The sequence below is a fragment of the Reyranella sp. CPCC 100927 genome (assembly GCF_007859315.1).
Classification (GTDB): domain Bacteria; phylum Pseudomonadota; class Alphaproteobacteria; order Reyranellales; family Reyranellaceae; genus Vineibacter.
The window spans coordinates 57,777-75,070 of record NZ_VOHA01000022.1 but is presented as its reverse complement, the minus strand read 5'-3'; the positions used below and the strand labels follow the sequence as shown (position 1 = coordinate 75,070).

The following is a 17,294-nucleotide window of genomic DNA, read 5'->3' as shown; positions in this document are numbered from 1 at the left end:
CCGCGCCACCACCTGAGAGATCGCGAAACGTTTCGCCGAAATGCAGCATGCCTGTCAGGCCGCCGCCGGCCATATCCATCATCTGAAGGATGTGGCAGCGCTGCGGGTGACGTAGTTTGGCGTCAAGCCGAAGTGTACGCCTGCGTCGGAGCGCAGTCATGATCGGGTCTGGTCACAACCTCACGACGTCTCAAGGGCTGTCGCGGCGATACGGTCCTGCGTGCTTGGCCTTCTCGCTGGCGATGGTCGGGCTTCAGGCGCCGGCCGCCGCACAGCCTGCCGACCCGGCGGTGATGCGGGCGACCTGCGGCGGTGGGAACAGTCGCGGATTGGGTGTCACGACAGCCGAGATGTGGGCCGATGGGCGTGTCGTGCGGATCTGTCCCAAGACGTTCGGCCAGGCCGGTGATTTCACTTGGCGCCTGAACGTTGCCCGTCTCTCACCCGATGTGTTCCGTGATCTGCGGCGACGCCTTGATGACATCGGCTTCGACCACATCCGGCCGGAAGGAGAGTGGCGCAGCACAGGACCTCACGTCCCGAACTGCCGGCTCGAAATAAAGGACGGGAGCAAGGCGCAATCGGTCCGGGTAGAGCTCTGGCGCCTGGGCGGCGTCTACGCTTGGCCCTTGCGGCAGCACCAGGACGACACGCCGGCGGCAACCGAGGCGACCCGCAAAAGTGCCGTCATCAAGGAAGTCATCGATGCGCTCAGGGCCGCGGCGGGAGGCCGCGACTCGTCCGTCATGCCGTGCCCGGCCATCAAAGACGTCCACAAGGCCTTCAATCAGGAGAGCGTGATCGCATCCTGCGTGGCACCGAAAACGCGCGGACTGATCATAGAAGCCCAGGTGGATCCATCGGGCGTCATCACGCTGTGGGATAATGCGGTTCGGCCAGGCGGAGCGAGCTGGGAACGCATTCCCGTCCCTGTTGCATTCGATGCGTTTCCCATACCGGACGCCGCCGCCATGATCGCGCGGCTGGACGCTGCGAACTACGCCGCGTCGCCGGGCTCGCCGCTGTTGGATATGGTCTGCAGCCTCAAGCGCCGACGCCTGATCAACGGCCAAGGGCAGGACCACATCGTATCATGGCAGGGGCTGGTGCCGCCCGACACCGTGCCGGCTGTCGTGCGCGAGACATTCGAGCGGATCCGCCGGCACACGAACACGCTGCCCGAGCGCAAGACGTTCAAGCTACTGGAAGCGCCCTTGTAGGGTGCACGCCGAGCGTGCCCCAGAGCACGCGCCTCGAGTCCACCAGGACAGATCGTCCGCCATCGGCGCGAGCCGAAATTCTTCTTGTTCTTTTCTAAAGAACATTATATAGATAGTACTGCGTGGGCATGCGACCGTCAGGATAGGCATCTCGTGAGCCCAGCGTGAGACGGCCAGGCTGCCGCCAAACAGGCGGCGCCAGCCAACGAACCCCACATCGAACCAAGAGGACCCTGGCGCGCGCAGGCGTGAGTGATGTTGGCTGCAAGAGAGACCACGCACACATCGGCGATGGCGCTGATAGCGCCGATCGCAAGCGCGCTCCGCTTGACCGCACGGCGGCGCTCACCGGTGACCAAAAGACTTTCTGGCCGTATCTGCCTCTATTTGACCGCCACTTGGCCGGCCGGCTTGCGGTGCAAAGAATGCAGCAGAATCAAGGAGAAAAGGACTTTCTGGCCGTATCTGCCCTTTCTGCCGCGCCCTTTGCCCAGGTCGCGCTCCTGGTGGCGCGGGACGAAGCCCGCGCCACGCGAAGCAAGCCCCTGCCCTCAGTGCCGGGACCTGAAGTTGAACTCGGCGCCGCTGCGGATGCCGGTGGGCCAGCGGGCCGAGACGGTCTTCAGCTTGGTGAAGAAGCGCACGCCTTCCATGCCGTAGATGCCATGGTCACCGAAGATCGAGGCCTTCCAGCCGCCGAACGAGTGGTAGGCGACCGGCACCGGGATCGGCACGTTCACGCCGACCATGCCGATCTTGACGTTGTTGGCGAACGCGCGCGCCGAGTCGCCGTCGCGGGTGAAGATCGCCGTGCCGTTGCCGTAGGCGTGGTCGTTCACCATCTTGATGGCCTCGTCGAAGCCCTTGGCGCGCACGATCGACAGCACCGGCCCGAAGATCTCGTCCTTGTAGATCGTCATGTCGGTGGTGACGTTGTCGAACAGGCAGCCGCCCATGAAGTTGCCGTTCTCGTAGCCCTGCAGGCGCAGGTCGCGGCCGTCGACCACCAGCTTGGCGCCTTCCTTGACGCCCTGGTCGACGTAGCCCTTCACCTTGTCGAGGTGCTGGCGCGTCACCAGCGGGCCCATCTCCGACTGCGGGTCGAGCCCGGGGCCGACCTTCAGCTTCTGCACCCGCGGCGCCAGCTTCTCGACCAGCTTGTCGCCGATGTCGCCGACCGCGACGGCGACCGAGATCGCCATGCAGCGCTCGCCGGCGGCGCCATAGCCGGCGCCGATCAGGGCGTCGGTGGTCTGGTCGAGATCGGCGTCGGGCATCACCACCATGTGGTTCTTGGCGCCGCACAGGGCCTGCACGCGCTTATCGTGCTGCGTGCCGGTCTGGTAGACGTAGCGGCCGATCGCGGTCGAGCCGACGAAGCTGATCGCCGGCACGTCGGGATGCTTGAGCAGCGCATCGACGGCTTCCTTGTCGCCGTTGATGGCCTGGAAAATGCCGGCCGGCACGCCCGCTTCGGCGAACAGCTCGGTCAGCAGCATCGGCGCGCTGGGATCCTTCTCCGACGGCTTGAGGATGAAGGCGTTGCCGCAGGCCACGGCCATCGCACCCATCCAGCACGGGATCATGATCGGGAAGTTGAACGGCGTGATGCCGGCCACGACACCCAGCGGCTGGCGCATCGACCAGCTGTCCATGTCGGTGGCGATCTGCTCGGTGTAGTCGCCGCGCAGGTGATGGGCGATGCCGCAGGCGAACTCGACCACCTCCAGCCCGCGGCCGACCTCGCCCTTGGCGTCGTCGAACGTCTTGCCGTGCTCCAGGGACAGTTGGCGCGCGATGTCGTCGATGCGCTTCTCGATCAGGTCCTTGACCTTGAACATCACGCGCGCGCGGCGCAGCGGCGGCATGGCACCCCAGGCGACCTGGGCAGCCTTGGCGACCTGGACCGCCGCGTCGACCTCGGCCGTGCTGGCAAGGGCGACCTCGGCCGTCTTCTCGCCGGTGGCCGGATTGAAGACGTCGCCGAAACGGCCGCTGCCGCCAGGAACGTTCTTGCCGTTGATGAAATGCCCGATCTGGCTGGCCATCTTTCCCTCCGCAGGACCACCTCGATTGGGCCGGAAACTAGCAGCGGCGCGCAGCCTGGGGAAGCGGCCGAACGGCCGCAGCCCGAATCGTCCTTTCCCGGTAAGTGCACCCGTCATCCCGAGCGCAGCGAGGGATCTTCTGCAAGTGACGCACGGGTGCGCCTGCATCAAAAGATCCCTCGCTACGCTCGGGATGACAGCGGTATACGCCCGGCATCCGGCCGGCGATCTCGACTCATGGCGCCGCGCATGGTTAGGTTCGCGCCGGAAGGACAACGCCCAGCCGACATGCTCACCGATTCACAAGGGCTGCCCGTCGCCAATGCCGATGCGGCGACGATCGAGGCCCTCGATCACGTGCTTGGCCAATGGCTGGGCTACGGCAAGGACTTCGCGCCGTTCATGATGATGGCCGAGCGCGCGAGCGACGTGCCGCTGGTCCAGATGCAGGCGGCGGCGCTGAACATCACCATGGACGAGCCCGCCGCGCACCAGGCCGCCGGCGCGCAGCTGGCGCTGGCCCAGGCGCGCCAGGCCGACATGACGGCGCGCGAGCGGGCCTGGCTGCAGGCGATCTCGGCCTGGCACGACGGCGCACTCGATGGCGCCGCGGCAGCTTTCGAAGAGATGGCGTCGGCCTGGCCGCGCGACCTGTTCGCCGCCAAGCTGGGCCAGCTGGCGCATTTCAATCTCGGCAACGCCGAGGGCATGCTGCGCATCAGCGAAGCCATCGGGCCGGCCAATCGCGATGTCGGCTACGTCTACGGCATGCGGGCGTTCGCGCTGGAGGAACTCAACCGGCTCGACGAGGCCGAGGCCGACGCGCGCCGGGCCGTCGCGATCAACCGCAGCGATCCCTGGGCGCACCATGCCGCGGCCCATGTGATGGAGACCCAGGGCCGCATCGAGGACGGCATCGCCTGGATGGAAGGCCTGGCCGACACCTGGGACGCCTGCAACTCCTTCATGTACACGCACAACTGGTGGCACACGGCGTTGTTCTACATCGACAGCGACCGCCCCGAGCAGGCGCTGGCGCTGTACGACAATCGGGTCTGGGGCGTGTGGAAGACGTTCTGCCAGGACCAGATCAACGCCATTTCACTGCTGGCGCGGCTGGAGCTGCGCGGCGTCGATGCCGGCGACCGCTGGCGTGACATCGCGACCTATCTGGTGCCCCGCCTGCACGAGCATTTCTCGCCGTTCCTGGATCTGCAGTATCTTTACGGCCTTGCCCGCGCCGGCGAGGGCGCCGCCGTCACCGAGATGCTGGCGAGCCTGGAAGATCGCGCCGGACGGGCGCGCCCGTTCGAACGCACGGCCTGGGTCGAAGCCGCCGTGCCGGCGGCGCACGGCGTGGTGGCGCACGCCAAGGGCGACTGGGGAACGGCGGCGCGGTTGCTGGGCGACGCCTTGCCCCACCTGCAGGTGATCGGCGGCAGCCATGCCCAGCGCGCCCTGTTCGGTGCGCTGTGGCTGGATGCCCTGATCAAGGCGCAGTGGAACGACCGCGCACTGGCCGCGCTGGTGGCCAACGACCATGCCCGCGGCAACATCGCCCACACCAAGCGCGACCTCGCCACGATCTACGACCGGCTGGGCCGCGCCGAGGATGCCTTGACGGCGCGCCAGCAGGCCGAGCGGTTGACCCGCCGCTATCGCGCGGCGTGACAGGACAGAGCCGAAGGAGCGTCCGTTGAAATCCGATCTCACCCAGGCCACGGCAACGGAGCTGTCGGCGCTCTATCGCAAGGGCAAGGCCTCGCCCGTCGAGGCGCTGAAGGCGATCCTGGCGCGCGTCGACACGGTCAACCCCGTGCTCAACGCACTCAGCCTGATCGATGCCGAACCGGCGTTGAAGGATGCGGCGGCGTCCGAGAAACGCTGGAAGAAAGGCGAGGCGCTGTCGCCGCTGGATGGCGTTCCCGTCTCGGTCAAGGAACTGGTGCGCGTGAAGGGCTGGCCGACCCTGATGGGATCGAAAGCCGTCGACCCGCATCAGCCGTGGGAAGGCGATGCGCCGTCGGTCCAGCGCCTGCGCGAGGCGGGGGCCGTGATCTTCGCGCAGTCGACGTCGCCGGAGTTCGGGCACAAGGGCATCACGGAGAGCCCGCTGCGCGGCATCACGCGCAATCCGTGGAACCTCGACAAGACATCGGGTGGCTCGTCGGGCGGGGCCGCCGCGGCGGTCGCCGCGCGGCTGGGGCCACTGGCGATCGGCACCGACGGCGGCGGCTCGATCCGTCTGCCGGCCAGCTTCTGCGGCATCGTGGGTCACAAGCCGACCTTCGGCCGGGTCGCAGCGTGGCCGCCCAGCGTCAACGGCGATCTTTCCAATACCGGCCCGATGACGCGCACGGTCGAGGACTGCGCGCTGATGATGAACGTCATTGCCGAGCCTGACGTGCGCGATCCCAGCGCCCTGCCGCCCGACGATGTCGACTACATCAAGAAGATCGACGGCAAGGTGAGGAAGCTGAAGATCGGCCTGGTGATGAAGTTCGGCGACCACGAGCTTGACCCCGAGGTCGGCGCGCTGGTGACCAAGGCGGCCCGGACGTTCCAGAAACTCGGCTGCGAGGTCGAAGAGGCCAGTCCCGATCTCGGCGGGATCGATGGCCGCAAGACCTTCGTCACCCACTGGCTGTGCTTCGTTCAGCGTGTCCTGCAGATCTTCCCGCCGGAGCGTCACCAGCTGCTGGACCCGACGCTGCTCGCCATGGCGCGCGACGGTGCCAAATACAGTTCGGGTGATCTCGTGGCCGCGATGGCGGACCGCCGCGCCCTGACCCTGGGCTGGAACCGCTTCTTCGCCCAGTACGACCTGCTGCTGTGCCCGACTTTGGCCGTGGCGGCGTTCGACACCGGCAGAATGGCACCGGATCTTGCCGACGGCACGCCCAACCAGCGCTGGTCGCCCTACACCTATCATTTCAATCTGTCGCGCCACCCGTCGGCCAGCGTACCCTGCGGGCTTACCCATGCCGGCCTTCCGGTCGGTCTGATGATCACATCGGGCCACTATCGCGACGCGCTGGTGCTGCGCGCCGCCCACCACTACCAGCAGGTCGCACCCCTGAAGGTGCCGGCGCTGCCGGCGAAATAAGGACACCAGGAACCGAGCATGGCTGACGATCTCGCGATGATGCCGGCGCACGCGCTGGCGCGACTGTTCAAGAAACGCAAGGCATCGCCTGTCGAGGCGACCAAGGCGGCGCTGGCCCGCATCAAGAAGTTCCACCCGGTGCTGAACTGCATGCAGCACGTCGACGCCGACAGCGCCGTCAAGCAGGCGCGTGCGTCGGAGAAGCGCTGGAGCAAGGGCAAGCCGCTCAGTCCGCTCGACGGCGTGCCGACCACGATCAAGGACATGGTCCAGACGCGCGGCATGCCTACGCGCATGGGCAGCGCCGCCATCGGCCCCGACGGGCCATGGGACAACGATGCGCCGTCGGCAGCGCGCCTGCGCGCCGCCGGCACCGTCCTGCTGGGCAAGACGACGTCGCCGGAATACGGCTGGAAGGGCGTCACCGACTCCAAGCTGTTCGGCATCACGCGCAACCCGTGGGACATCCACAAGACGCCGGGCGGCTCGTCGGGTGGCGGCACGGCAGCGGCGGCCGTCGGCATCGGCAACCTCGCGGTCGGCACGGACGGCGCCGGCTCGGTGCGCATTCCCTGCAGCTTCAGCGGCCTGTTCGGTCTGAAGCCGACGTTCGCCCGCGTGCCGCTCCATCCGCCGTCGACCCAGGGGACGCTGTCCAACGCCGGGCCGATGACCCGCACCGTGCGCGATGCGGCGATGATGATGAACGTCATCGCCCGGCCCGATCACCGCGACTGGTACGCGATTCCCACCGACCAGGAGGATTACCTCAAGGGTCTCGAGAAGGGCGTCAAGGGCCTGCGCATCGCCTACTCGCCCGATCTGGGATTTGTCGAGAAGGACAAGATCGATCCCGAGGTGGCGCAATCGGTGGCGAATGCCGCCAAGGCCTTCAAGAAGCTGGGCGCCAAGGTGGTCGAGGCGAGCCCCAAGCTGAACGGCCTCGATCCGCGCGACATCGAGAACGTCCACTGGACCAGCAATTTCAGCCTGCTGATCAAGAGCTTCCCGCCCGAGCGGCAGGCCTTGATGGATCCCGGCCTGCTGCGCGCCGCCGAGCATGGCGGGCGCCATTCGCTGGAAGCGTTCCTGCGCGCCGGCCAGCAGCGCGTCCAGTTGGGCGCCCTCTTCAACCAGTTCTTCGAGGACTACGATCTGCTGCTGACACCGACGATGCCGATGCCGGCATTCGACGTCGGTGAACCGGCGGCATGGGGTGGCGACGGCCTCGATATCGGTTGGACGCCGTTCACGCTGACGTTCAACCTGACGCGCCATCCCGCCGCGACCATTCCCTGCGGCACCACCAAGGCGGGCCTGCCGATCGGCCTGCAGATCGTCGGCCCGCTCTACGCCGACGCCCGCGTGCTGCGCGCCGCCTACGCGTTCGAGGAGACGACGCCGATCCCACCGCCACCGATGGCGGCCGGGTAAACCACACCCTCCCCCAACGCAGTTGGGGGAGGTGGCCGAAGGCCGGAGGGGGAGCCTACGTGGTCTCCATTATCAATACCACGTCGCCTCCCCTCCGCCCCTTCGGGGCACCTCCCCAGCTTCGCTGGGGAGGATGATGAATCAATCGAACCCCACGCGCCGGCGGACCTCGGCCGGCGTCGCGCCGCTGTCGCGCAGCGCCCGCAGGGTGAGCGCCTGGTCGCGCTTGGCGTAGCGTCTTCCTTGTGCATCGGTCAGCAGGTGGTGATGCGCATAGCGCGGCGTCGCGTAACCCAGCAGCGTCTGCAGCAGGCCGTGCACGTGGGTGGCGGGCTGAAGGTCCTCGCCGCGCGACACCAGTGTGGTTTCCTGGAGGTGGTCATCGACCGTGACGGCGAGATGATAGCTGGTCGGCGTGTCCTTGCGCGCCAGCACCACGTCGCCGTGCAACGCCGGATCGCCGTCGACCCAGCCGTGGCTTTCCTCGAAGAACCGGTAGGGACCGGCCATCGCGGCGGCCTTGGCGTGGTCCAGCCGCAATGCGAATTCGACTCCCGCCGTCACACGTGCCTGCCGCTCGGCGGGCCGAAGCGCGCGGCATGTCCCGGGATAGAGCGGCCCGTCCGGACCGTGCGGCGCGCTCTGCGCCGCTGCGATCTCGCGCGCGATGTCGGCGCGGGTACAGAAGCAGGGAAAGATCACGCCCATCGCCTGCAGACGGTCGAGCGCAGCGCCGTAATCGGCGAAGTGCTCGGACTGGCGGCGCACATCGCCGTCCCAGTCGATGCCCAGCCAGGCCAGGTCCTCGAGGATCGCCGTCTCGAATTCGGCCTTGCAGCGGCGGATGTCGATGTCCTCGATCCGCAACAGGAACCGGCCACCGTCATGGCGCGCCCGGCGCCACGCCGTCAGCGCCGAGAAGGCGTGCCCGAGGTGCAGATAGCCCGTCGGACTGGGTGCGAAGCGGGTGATGAGGGGAACACTCATGACACGTGCAGCCCTATTAGCATCGTGTGCCCGCGCATGCTATGTGCCCAGCCATGAGCATTCCATTCCGTCTCGACGAAGCGCGCGTTCGCGAAGGCATGGACTACCTGGCTGCGCTCGATCCGCGCTTCGCCGCGGCGCGGGCCACCTATGGCGATCCGCCGCTGCGCACTGCCGAGGAAGGCTTCAGCGCCCTGCTGCGGTCGATCATCGGCCAGCAGGTGTCGGTCTTCGCCGCCCGCAGCATCTGGGATCGCGTCGCCACGGCGGTCGACCCGGTGACGCCGGAGAACCTGCTGCGTCTGTCGGACGAAGAGCTGCGTGCCTGCGGGCTCAGCAACAACAAGGTGAAATTCGCGCGATCGCTGGCGCTCGACACCGTGGAGCGCCGCATCGTCTTCGAGGACCTGCCTGCGCTCGACGACGCCGCCCTGGTCGCGACCCTGACCCAGGCCAAGGGCATCGGCCCGTGGACGGCCGAGATCTATATGATGTTCGCGCTGGGCCGTCCCGACGTGATGCCGATCAACGATCTCGGCCTGATCGTCGCGGCGCAGCATCTGTTGAAACTGCGGCAGCGGCCGGAGCCGGAGCGGCTGCTGAAGCTCAGCACGCCATGGCGGCCCTGGCGCACGGTCGCGGCGTTGTTCCTGTGGCACTTCCGCCGCAACATGCCGGATTTCAGCAGCAGCCCTGCCGCCCAGGCCCGACGCGAGGCGGAACGGCTGGCCAAGGAAGCGCGCAAGGCCGCCCGCCTGGCGAAAGCGGCCGAGCGCGCCGCAGCCGAACCCGCGGCGGCGAAGAAGGCGGCCGCCAAGAAACGCACCGTGGCCGCCAGCCGACGCAAGAAACTGAAACGCGCAACACCACGACCGGCAAACCGTTCCTGAGAGGCACGATGTTCGAACTCGAAGGTCCCTCGCATCCACCGGCTTCCGGCCTGCCGCCCAAGAAGCTGATCATCCTGCTGCACGGCTACGGGGCCGACGGCAACGACCTGATCGGCTTGGCGGAACCGCTGGCCCCGCTTCTGCCCGACGCCGTGTTCCACGCGCCCAATGCGCCCTACCCCTGCGACGGCAATCCGTTCGGCTATCAGTGGTTCGGCATCTCCCAGCTCGATCCGCAGCTGATGGCGGCCGGCACGCGCGGTGCCGCGCCGTTCGCCGAGGCGTTTCTCGACTCGATGCTGCAGGAATATGGACTCACCGAAGCCGACACGGCGCTGGTCGGCTTCTCGCAGGGCACGATGATGTCGCTCCATGTCGGCCTGCGCCGCGCGAAGCCGGTGGCGGGCATCGTCGGCTTCTCCGGTGTTCTGGCCGGTGGTGACAGCCTGAAGGATGAGATCCGCTCGCGCCCGCCTGTGCTGCTCGTGCACGGCGACGCCGACGAGCTGATCCCCGTGCAATTGATGGACCGTACCGAGACGGTGCTGAAGGCCTGCGGCGTGCCGGTCGAGTCCCACGTTGCGCGCGGCGTGGGACACGGCATCGACCAGACCGGCCTGCAGCTCTGCGCCCGGTTCCTGCTGCGTGCGCTGGGAGGCAAGGCGCCATGACCACGGCGATCAAGGAAAGCGTCGGCGACGGCGTCGCCATCGAGGGTCATGTGGCATCCGGCTTCGAGCCGGTGGCGCAGCAGTTCATGGAGAACTTCCGCAGTCGCGGCGAACTCGGTGGCGCGGTGTGCGTCACCGTCGACGGCGCGACCAAGGTCGACCTGTGGGGCGGCGTCGCCGACGGCAAGTCCGGGCGCGCCTGGGATCGCGACACCGTGTCGACCGTGTTTTCCTGCACCAAGGGCGCAACGGCGCTGTGCGCCCATGTGCTGGCCAGCCGCGGCCAGCTCGATATCGATGCGCCGGTCACCGAGGTCTGGCCCGAATTCGCGCAACAGGGCAAGGAGCGCGTGACCACGCGCATGATGCTCGACCATTCGTCAGCGGTGCCGGCGCTGCGCGACGCGGTGAAACCGGACGGCCCCTACGACTGGACCTACATGACCGAGCGCCTGGCGGCCGAGGTGCCGTTCTGGGAGCCGGGCACCCGCAACGGCTATCACGGCTTCACCTTCGGCTGGACCGTGGGCGAGATGGTGCGGCGCGTGTCCGGCAAGTCGCTGGGCACGTTCTTCCGGGACGAGATCGCAACGCCGCTGGGCCTCGATTTCTGGATCGGCCTGCCGGAAGAGATCGAGCCGCGCGTGGCGCCGATCGTGCCCTATGTGTATGCCGCCAGCGAGGCCAAGACTCCGTTCATGACGGCGCTGGCCAAGGAACCCAAGTCGATCCCCTCGCTGTTCTACTTCAACAACGGACGCTGGCGCACGGGCGGCGCCAACAGCCGCGAAGGTCACGCAGCCGAGATCGGTGCCGCCAACGGCATCACCAACGCCCGCGGGCTGGCCGGCATGTACGCGCCGCTGGCCAACGGCGGTGCGCTGGGTGGCGTGACGCTGGTCGACACCACGACCCTGGCGCGCATGGCCGAGGTGTCGATGGCCACCCACTTCGACGCCACGCTCTACATTCCCACGCGCTTTGCGCTCGGCTTCATGAAGTCGATGGACAACCGCAAGCGCAGCATCGCGGCCACCCTGTGGGGCGAGAATTGCGACAGCGCCATCCTGGGCCCACAGGCGTTCGGCCATGTCGGCGCCGGCGGCTCGCTGGGCTTCGCCGATCCCGCGTGCGGCCTGTCGTTCGGCTACACCATGAGCAAGATGGGGCCAGGCCTGCTGCTCAATGCGCGCGGCCAGTCGCTGGTCGACGCCACCTACCGCGCACTGGGTTATCGCTCCAAAGACGCCGGCGTCTGGCTGCGATGAGCGATATCGCGATCCGACCCGCAGCCGCTTCCGACCGTCCGTGGCTGGTCGCCGCCATGGCTGCCATCAACGACCATGAACGGACGCTGCATGACTCGCGACAACCGGGCGCTGCGTGCGCGGATGCCTATCTGACGCAGGTCGAGAAAGCGATCGCGGCGCACGGCGGTGCCATTCTCATCGCCCTGCAGGACGACGAGCGGGTGGCCTGCATCGCCTTTCGAACCGTCCACGACGACAACGCCGCCGAGACCGACGACTCGAATGTCTTCGGCTATGTGTCGGATCTGTTCGTCGCCGAGCCGGCGCGCGGACAACGGCTCGCGGGACGCCTTCTCGCCGAAGCGGAGCGCCATTTCCGCGACGCCGGCCTGCGGCGCATGCGCATCGGATCATTGGCGGCCAACACGCCGGCGGTGCGCGCCTATGCCCGGTTCGGCTTCACCGACTATGAGCTGGTGCTGGAAAAGCGCCTGGCACCGTGAGGAAACCGGCGCGGCGCGCGGGTGCAACACAGCATTTCAATAAGCGGCCTACTCGCCGGGAGGCGGATCGGGTGAGATGCCGACGTCATGCTTCCTGTGTTTCGGCCCCTGCAGGACCGCGCCATCGCGACCGTGTGGTCGGGGCTCACGGCCTCGACCATCGGCGAGGATCTGTTCCGCGTCGCGGCGATCTGGCTGGCGGTCGATATCGCCGGCAACCTCGCCGGCCTGCTGACGGCGGCGCAATACGCCACCATGCTGGTCGTCGGCCTGACCAGCGGCGCCGTGGCCGATCGCTGGCGGCCCGAGCGCACGATGGTGATGGTCAACATTCTGGCCGCGGCCGTCGTGCTGCTGCCGGTCGTGGCGGCCTATGTGTATGGCGTGTCGCTGACCTCGCTGATGGTGGCCGCCGTCGGCGTCGCCGGCCTGCGCACGTTCTTTGCGCCGGCCCTGCAGTCGACGATACCGGTCCTGGTCAAGGACCGCACGATGCTGCAGTCGATCAACGGACTGTTCGATGCGACCTGGCGGCTGGCGCGCCTCGCCGGCCCGGCGGCGGCGGCCATCCTGGTCCAGTTCATTCCCGTGATCCATTTCCTGTCGGTCACGGCCTGCGGCTTTCTCACCGCCGCGGCCGCGATCTACTGCGTACGGTCACGGCTTTCGGCCCCGGCGCAGACCACGGCGCCGGCGCGCGGCTGGTCCGGCGCGATCGAGGGCCTGACTGCCGGCTTCCGCCTGCTGCGCCGCAACCGTGTCATGGCCGTGCTGGTTCTCAGCAACGCTGCCGTGAACGGCCCCTGGATGGTGACGCTGCTGCTGGGCATCGCGCTGCTGGTGAAGACCTATCAGCCGACCTTCCTCGGCGTGCAGGATCTCGCCGCCTATGGCCTGGTCATGGGCTCGTACGGGCTGGGCGACCTGTGCGCCAACCTGGTGGTCGGCAACATCCTGCTGCGCCGGCCGCTGTCGACCATGTACCTGGGCTATGTCGCCATGGGCGGCGGGTTCATCCTGATCGCGCTGGCAACCTGGGTCGTTCCCGCCGGCTGGTTGCTGCCAGCCATGATGCTGGCTGCCGTCATCGCCGGCAGCGGCGGACCGTTGTTCTTCATCCCGCTGATCACCCGCACGCAGATGGTGTTCGACGGCGCCGACATCGCGCGCGTCTGGCGCCTGCGGCTGGCCATCATGGCGGGCTCGCAATTGGTCGCGAGCCTCGCCGCGACTTGGCTATTCGACGTGCTGGGCGTCACCGTCACCGTGCTGGGCTGCGGGTTGTTCATCTTCCTGGCCGGCGTCATGGGCCACGTCGCCTTCCGCCGGCACGATGAACCGCCACCCGTGATGCTGACCGCATCACCGTCCGCCGCCGATTGATCACACGCCGCTGGCCTGACTAACGGCAAATCGCCCTTGCGCGGCGCGCGGAAATTGCATAGGGTCTTTTAAATACACAGTGTTACCCTTAAAAATCTACCGCGTCAGACCCTGGGAGGGCCCGCATGGCCAAGGCGTTTCCGACCGACAATCCGTTCCTGCAGGGCTACTACGCGCCGCTGCACATGGAATGCGACGCAAACCACCTGCCGATCACCGGCGAGATGCCGAAGGACCTGTGCGGGTCGCTGTACCGCAACGGCCCCAATCCGCAGTTCGCACCGCGTGGGCCCTATCACTGGTTCAGCGGCGACGGCATGGTGCACGGCTTTCACGTCCAGAACGGCCGCGTGTCGTATCTCAACCGCTGGGTCCGCACGCCCAAGTGGCAGCTCGAGAATGCGGAAGGCGAAGGCCTGTCCGGCTCGTTCGGCAATCCGCGCTATAGCGACCCGCGGATCATGGCGCTGAACTCCACGAGCGCCAACACCAACATCGTGTGGCACGGCGGCCGGCTGCTGGCGCTGGAGGAAGCACACGCGCCCTACGAAATGGACCCCAAGAGCCTGGCCTCGACGGGCTATCACACATTCGACGGCAAGCTAGCGGGACCGGTCACCGCGCACCCCAAGATCGATCCCATCACAGGCGAGATGGTGCAGTTCGGCTACGCCGCCAAGGGCCGCTTCACGCCGGACCTCAGCTACCAGGTGGTGGGTCGCGACGGTCGCATGCAGCGCTGCGATTTCTTCCAGGGTCCCTACGCCAGCATGGTGCATGATTTCGTCGTCACGCGCCGTCATGTGATCTTCCCAATCTTCCCGCTGACCGGATCGATGGAGCGCGCCATGAAAGGCGCGCCGCCGTTTGCCTGGGAGCCGGACAAGGGCTCGCATATTGGCATCATGAAGCGCGACGGCGACGTATCGACGGACATCCGGTGGTTCAAGGGTGACCCCTGCTATGTCTTCCACCCGATGAACGCCTTCGACACCGACGACGGCAAGGTCGTCTGCGACATGATGAAATACGCCATCGCGCCGCTGTTTCCGCTGCCGGACGGCACACCGTCGAGCGCCACGCCGCCAACAGCCACGTTGGTGCGCTGGACGTTCGATCTGGCCGGCAATACCGACACGTTCAAGGAAGAGCCGCTCGACGATCATGTCGGCGAATTCCCACGCTTCGACGAACGCTTCGCGATGTCCGCCTACCGCCACGGCTACATCCAGGGCGGTGTCGTGACCGATCCGCACAATCCGCGGGCGTCCCGCAACGGGATCGTCCACATCGATCTCGCTAACGGCCGCAGCCAGATCTGGGATCCGGGTCCCCACGACGTCGCTGGCGAGCCGATCTTCGTGCCACGCAGCGACAACGCCCCCGAGGGCGACGGCTGGCTGCTGGCCGTCGTCTATCGCGGCGGCGAGAACCGCAGCGATCTCGCGGTTCTCGATGCAACCAATGTCGCGGCCGGGCCCGTGGCGCTGGCGCACCTGTCGCACCGCGTCCCCGCCGGCTTCCATGGCAACTGGCGGCCCGGGCCGCTCTGATCATCTCGGGTTCCGCATCCCGATGCGGCGGCCATCAAGTTCGGTCGCCGCATCGACGTTGTGCGTAAACTACCGTTCATCATCGTCGTCCCGTTCTTCGGAGAGCTGATTCCATGGCCCTGCCCGCCAAGCTTCGTGGCAAGCTGCGCATTCCGGTCGTCGGCGCGCCGCTGTTCATCGTGTCCAGCCCCGATCTCGTCATCGAGCAGTGCAAGGCGGGCATCATCGGTTCATTCCCGGCACTCAATGCGCGCCCGGCGCCGGTTCTCGAAGACTGGCTGAAGCGCATCACCAGCGAACTGGCCGAGTATCAGGACAAGCATCCCGACAAGATCGTGGCGCCGTTCGCGGTGAACCAGATCGTGCACAGCTCCAACGACCGTCTGCAGCACGATGTGGAGCTGTGCGCCAAGTACAAGGTGCCGGTACAGATCACGTCGCTGCGCGCGCCCGACGACGTGGTGCCGGTCGCGCATGCCTATGGTGGCCTGGTGTTCCACGACGTCATCAACGTCAAGCATGCCAAGCGCGCCCTGCAGGCCGGTGTCGACGGCCTGATCCTGGTGTGCGCCGGTGCCGGCGGCCATGCCGGCCGGCTGTCACCGTTCGCGCTGGTGCCCGAAGTACGCCAGTTCTACGACGGCTGCATCCTGTTGTCGGGCTCGATCGCCAACGGCGCCTCGGTGCTGGCCGCGCAAGCGGTCGGCGCCGACCTCGCCTATCTCGGCACGCGGTTCATCGCCACCCAGGAAGCGAACGCCACCGACGCCAACAAGCAGTGCATCATCGACAGCGCCGGCGAGGAGGTCGTTTACACAAACCTCTTCACCGGGGTGCACGGCAACTACCTGAGCCGCAGCGTCTCTTCCGCCGGGCTCGATCCGGAGAACCTGCCCGAGGCCGACAAGTCGAAGATGAACTTCGGTTCGGGCGGCAATACCAAGGCCAAGGCCTGGCGCGACATCTGGGGCGCCGGCCAGGGCGTCGGCCAGATCGCCGATGCGCCACCGGCGGGCGAGGTCGTCGATCGCCTGGCGCGCGAATACGAACAGGCGCGCAATGCACTGTTCGCCGACCAGCCCGTGCCGACGCGCTTGGCGGCGGAGTAACAGCACTCCAGCCGTCCCCCCGCCAAGCGTGGAGACGGCAAATCAAGACGATCCGTTGACCTGGAATTCGACGGACAGCTTCTGTTCCCTGTAGGGGAAGCGGTGGGCCCGCAGGCGAGCCAGAATCGCCTGGCCGGCGTTGCGCCCCATATCGTACGCCGGCGAGAAGACGGTGGTGAGTTCGGGTGACGAGTACCGCCACACCTCGAAGCCATTGAAGCCCGTGATGCGCACATCCTTCGGTGCGGTCAGGCCACGTGCCATGAAGAATTTCATCGCCGCGATGGCCATCTGATCGTTACCGCCGACGACGGTGTCGGGCACGCCATGGCGCGCGACATAGGCTTCCAACGCGGCCTGGGTGTCGGTGTACCCCTCATCACCACACGCCACGATACGCAACGTCCGTTTGGGCTTGGCGCGCGACAGCACGGAACGCAAGCCGGCCTCGCGGCGCAGCATGGCCGACCACTCGATCTCGGGCACCAGCATCACGACGTGATTGCATCGCCCGCTCAGCAGGTGGTTGGCAATGGCGACACCACCGCCGTGATCGTCCTGCACCAGGGCGCAGACATCGTCGGTCGCCACGCCTGGGGTCAACTCGGCAAGCTCCTCCTGCAGCAGGACCACCGGCTGATGGGCATCCACCAGCCGGCGCACCATGGCCCGGCGCTGCTTGAGGCTGCCGGACAGGACGGCGCACAGCGCATCGGTCTCGATCTGCTGCAGCAGCGGGATCGCCCCGATGCTGTCGGGGTGCGTACCGTGCAGCACGAGGCTATAGCCTTGCGGGCCCAGGCAATCGGTCAAGCCGGCGAAGAGTGCCGCGATGAACGGGTCGGACAGGTAGTTCGGCGACGGATCGACGATCACCATGCCGACGGCCATGCGCCGATCCGTGCGCAGGCGACGGGCGCTGGCATGCGGCTTGTAGCCGAGCTGGCGGCAGACCTCGAGCACGCGGTCCTGGGTGTCCTGCCCGACTTGGCCGGCGCGTCGGTTCAACACGTTGGACACCGTCATCGGCGTCACGCCGGCGGCGGCGGCAACGTCGCGGATGGTAATGCGTCTGGTCGGGTTGCTCCGAGGTCTGATCGCCATTCTCACCCGGCCGCCGGTCTGTGCGGCGGCCCTATC

The 17,294-nt window shown here is 67.4% G+C and carries 14 protein-coding genes; 11 read left to right on the top strand and 3 right to left on the bottom strand.

Annotated elements, in window-relative coordinates; genetic code table 11:
• The first annotated feature begins 158 nt into the window (after window positions 1-158).
• Entirely contained in the window at window positions 159-1,220 is a 1,062-nt protein-coding gene (locus FQU96_RS34350) for a hypothetical protein (protein WP_146545918.1), read from the top strand.
• Window positions 1,221-1,771: 551 nt separating this feature from the next.
• On the opposite strand, the gene FQU96_RS34345 is transcribed toward FQU96_RS34350, so the two are convergent.
• Window positions 1,772-3,268: a CoA-acylating methylmalonate-semialdehyde dehydrogenase gene (locus tag FQU96_RS34345; protein WP_146545917.1), complete on the bottom strand. Its 1,497-nt coding sequence runs from the start codon at window positions 3,266-3,268 to the stop codon at window positions 1,772-1,774.
• 249 nt (window positions 3,269-3,517) lie between these two features.
• Here FQU96_RS34345 and FQU96_RS34340 point away from each other — a divergent pair, with 249 nt between their 5' ends.
• Genes FQU96_RS34340 through FQU96_RS34330 form a run of 3 tightly spaced genes read left to right on the top strand, consistent with a single transcriptional unit; the run spans window position 3,518 to window position 7,808 of the window.
• A complete protein-coding gene (locus FQU96_RS34340) occupies window positions 3,518-4,939 on the top strand; it encodes a tetratricopeptide repeat protein (RefSeq protein WP_146545916.1) in 1,422 nt (473 codons plus the stop codon).
• A gap of 25 nt (window positions 4,940-4,964) precedes the next feature.
• The gene (locus tag FQU96_RS34335) at window positions 4,965-6,374 is read left to right on the top strand and encodes an amidase (RefSeq protein WP_146545915.1); all 1,410 of its coding nucleotides are present in this window, start codon (window positions 4,965-4,967) and stop codon (window positions 6,372-6,374) included.
• Between the two features lie 18 nt (window positions 6,375-6,392).
• Window positions 6,393-7,808: an amidase gene (locus FQU96_RS34330; protein ID WP_146545914.1), complete on the top strand. Its 1,416-nt coding sequence runs from the start codon at window positions 6,393-6,395 to the stop codon at window positions 7,806-7,808.
• A gap of 141 nt (window positions 7,809-7,949) precedes the next feature.
• On the opposite strand, the gene gluQRS is transcribed toward FQU96_RS34330, so the two are convergent.
• Window positions 7,950-8,795, bottom strand: a complete 846-nt coding sequence (gene gluQRS, locus FQU96_RS34325) for a tRNA glutamyl-Q(34) synthetase GluQRS (protein ID WP_146545913.1) — start codon at window positions 8,793-8,795, stop codon at window positions 7,950-7,952.
• 53 nt (window positions 8,796-8,848) lie between these two features.
• On the opposite strand from gluQRS, the gene FQU96_RS34320 reads away from it, so the two are divergent.
• The 7 genes from FQU96_RS34320 to FQU96_RS34290 all read left to right on the top strand — a co-directional run bounded on the left by FQU96_RS34320 (window position 8,849) and on the right by FQU96_RS34290 (window position 16,154).
• A complete protein-coding gene (locus FQU96_RS34320) occupies window positions 8,849-9,685 on the top strand; it encodes a DNA-3-methyladenine glycosylase (RefSeq protein ID WP_178130904.1) in 837 nt (278 codons plus the stop codon).
• 8 nt (window positions 9,686-9,693) lie between these two features.
• The gene (locus FQU96_RS34315; protein WP_146545911.1) at window positions 9,694-10,356 is read left to right on the top strand and encodes an alpha/beta hydrolase; all 663 of its coding nucleotides are present in this window, start codon (window positions 9,694-9,696) and stop codon (window positions 10,354-10,356) included.
• On the top strand, window positions 10,353-11,624 hold the full coding sequence (locus FQU96_RS34310) for a serine hydrolase (RefSeq protein ID WP_146545910.1): 1,272 nt from the start codon (window positions 10,353-10,355) through the stop codon (window positions 11,622-11,624). The genes FQU96_RS34315 and FQU96_RS34310 overlap by 4 nt, the downstream gene beginning before the upstream one ends.
• Window positions 11,621-12,109 (top strand): GNAT family N-acetyltransferase, encoded by a 489-nt coding sequence (locus tag FQU96_RS34305; RefSeq protein ID WP_146545909.1) that lies wholly within the window; start codon window positions 11,621-11,623, stop codon window positions 12,107-12,109. The genes FQU96_RS34310 and FQU96_RS34305 overlap by 4 nt, the downstream gene beginning before the upstream one ends.
• 87 nt (window positions 12,110-12,196) lie before the next feature.
• Window positions 12,197-13,492, top strand: coding sequence for an MFS transporter (locus FQU96_RS34300; RefSeq protein WP_146545908.1), 1,296 nt, complete (start codon window positions 12,197-12,199; stop codon window positions 13,490-13,492).
• Window positions 13,493-13,617: 125 nt separating this feature from the next.
• On the top strand, window positions 13,618-15,045 hold the full coding sequence (locus FQU96_RS34295) for a carotenoid oxygenase family protein (RefSeq protein ID WP_146545907.1): 1,428 nt from the start codon (window positions 13,618-13,620) through the stop codon (window positions 15,043-15,045).
• A 113-nt stretch (window positions 15,046-15,158) separates the two neighbouring features.
• Window positions 15,159-16,154, top strand: a complete 996-nt coding sequence (locus FQU96_RS34290; protein ID WP_146545906.1) for a nitronate monooxygenase family protein — start codon at window positions 15,159-15,161, stop codon at window positions 16,152-16,154.
• Window positions 16,155-16,196: 42 nt separating this feature from the next.
• On the opposite strand, the gene FQU96_RS34285 is transcribed toward FQU96_RS34290, so the two are convergent.
• Window positions 16,197-17,258, bottom strand: coding sequence for a LacI family DNA-binding transcriptional regulator (locus FQU96_RS34285; protein WP_146545905.1), 1,062 nt, complete (start codon window positions 17,256-17,258; stop codon window positions 16,197-16,199).
• Window positions 17,259-17,294: the final 36 nt, after the last annotated feature.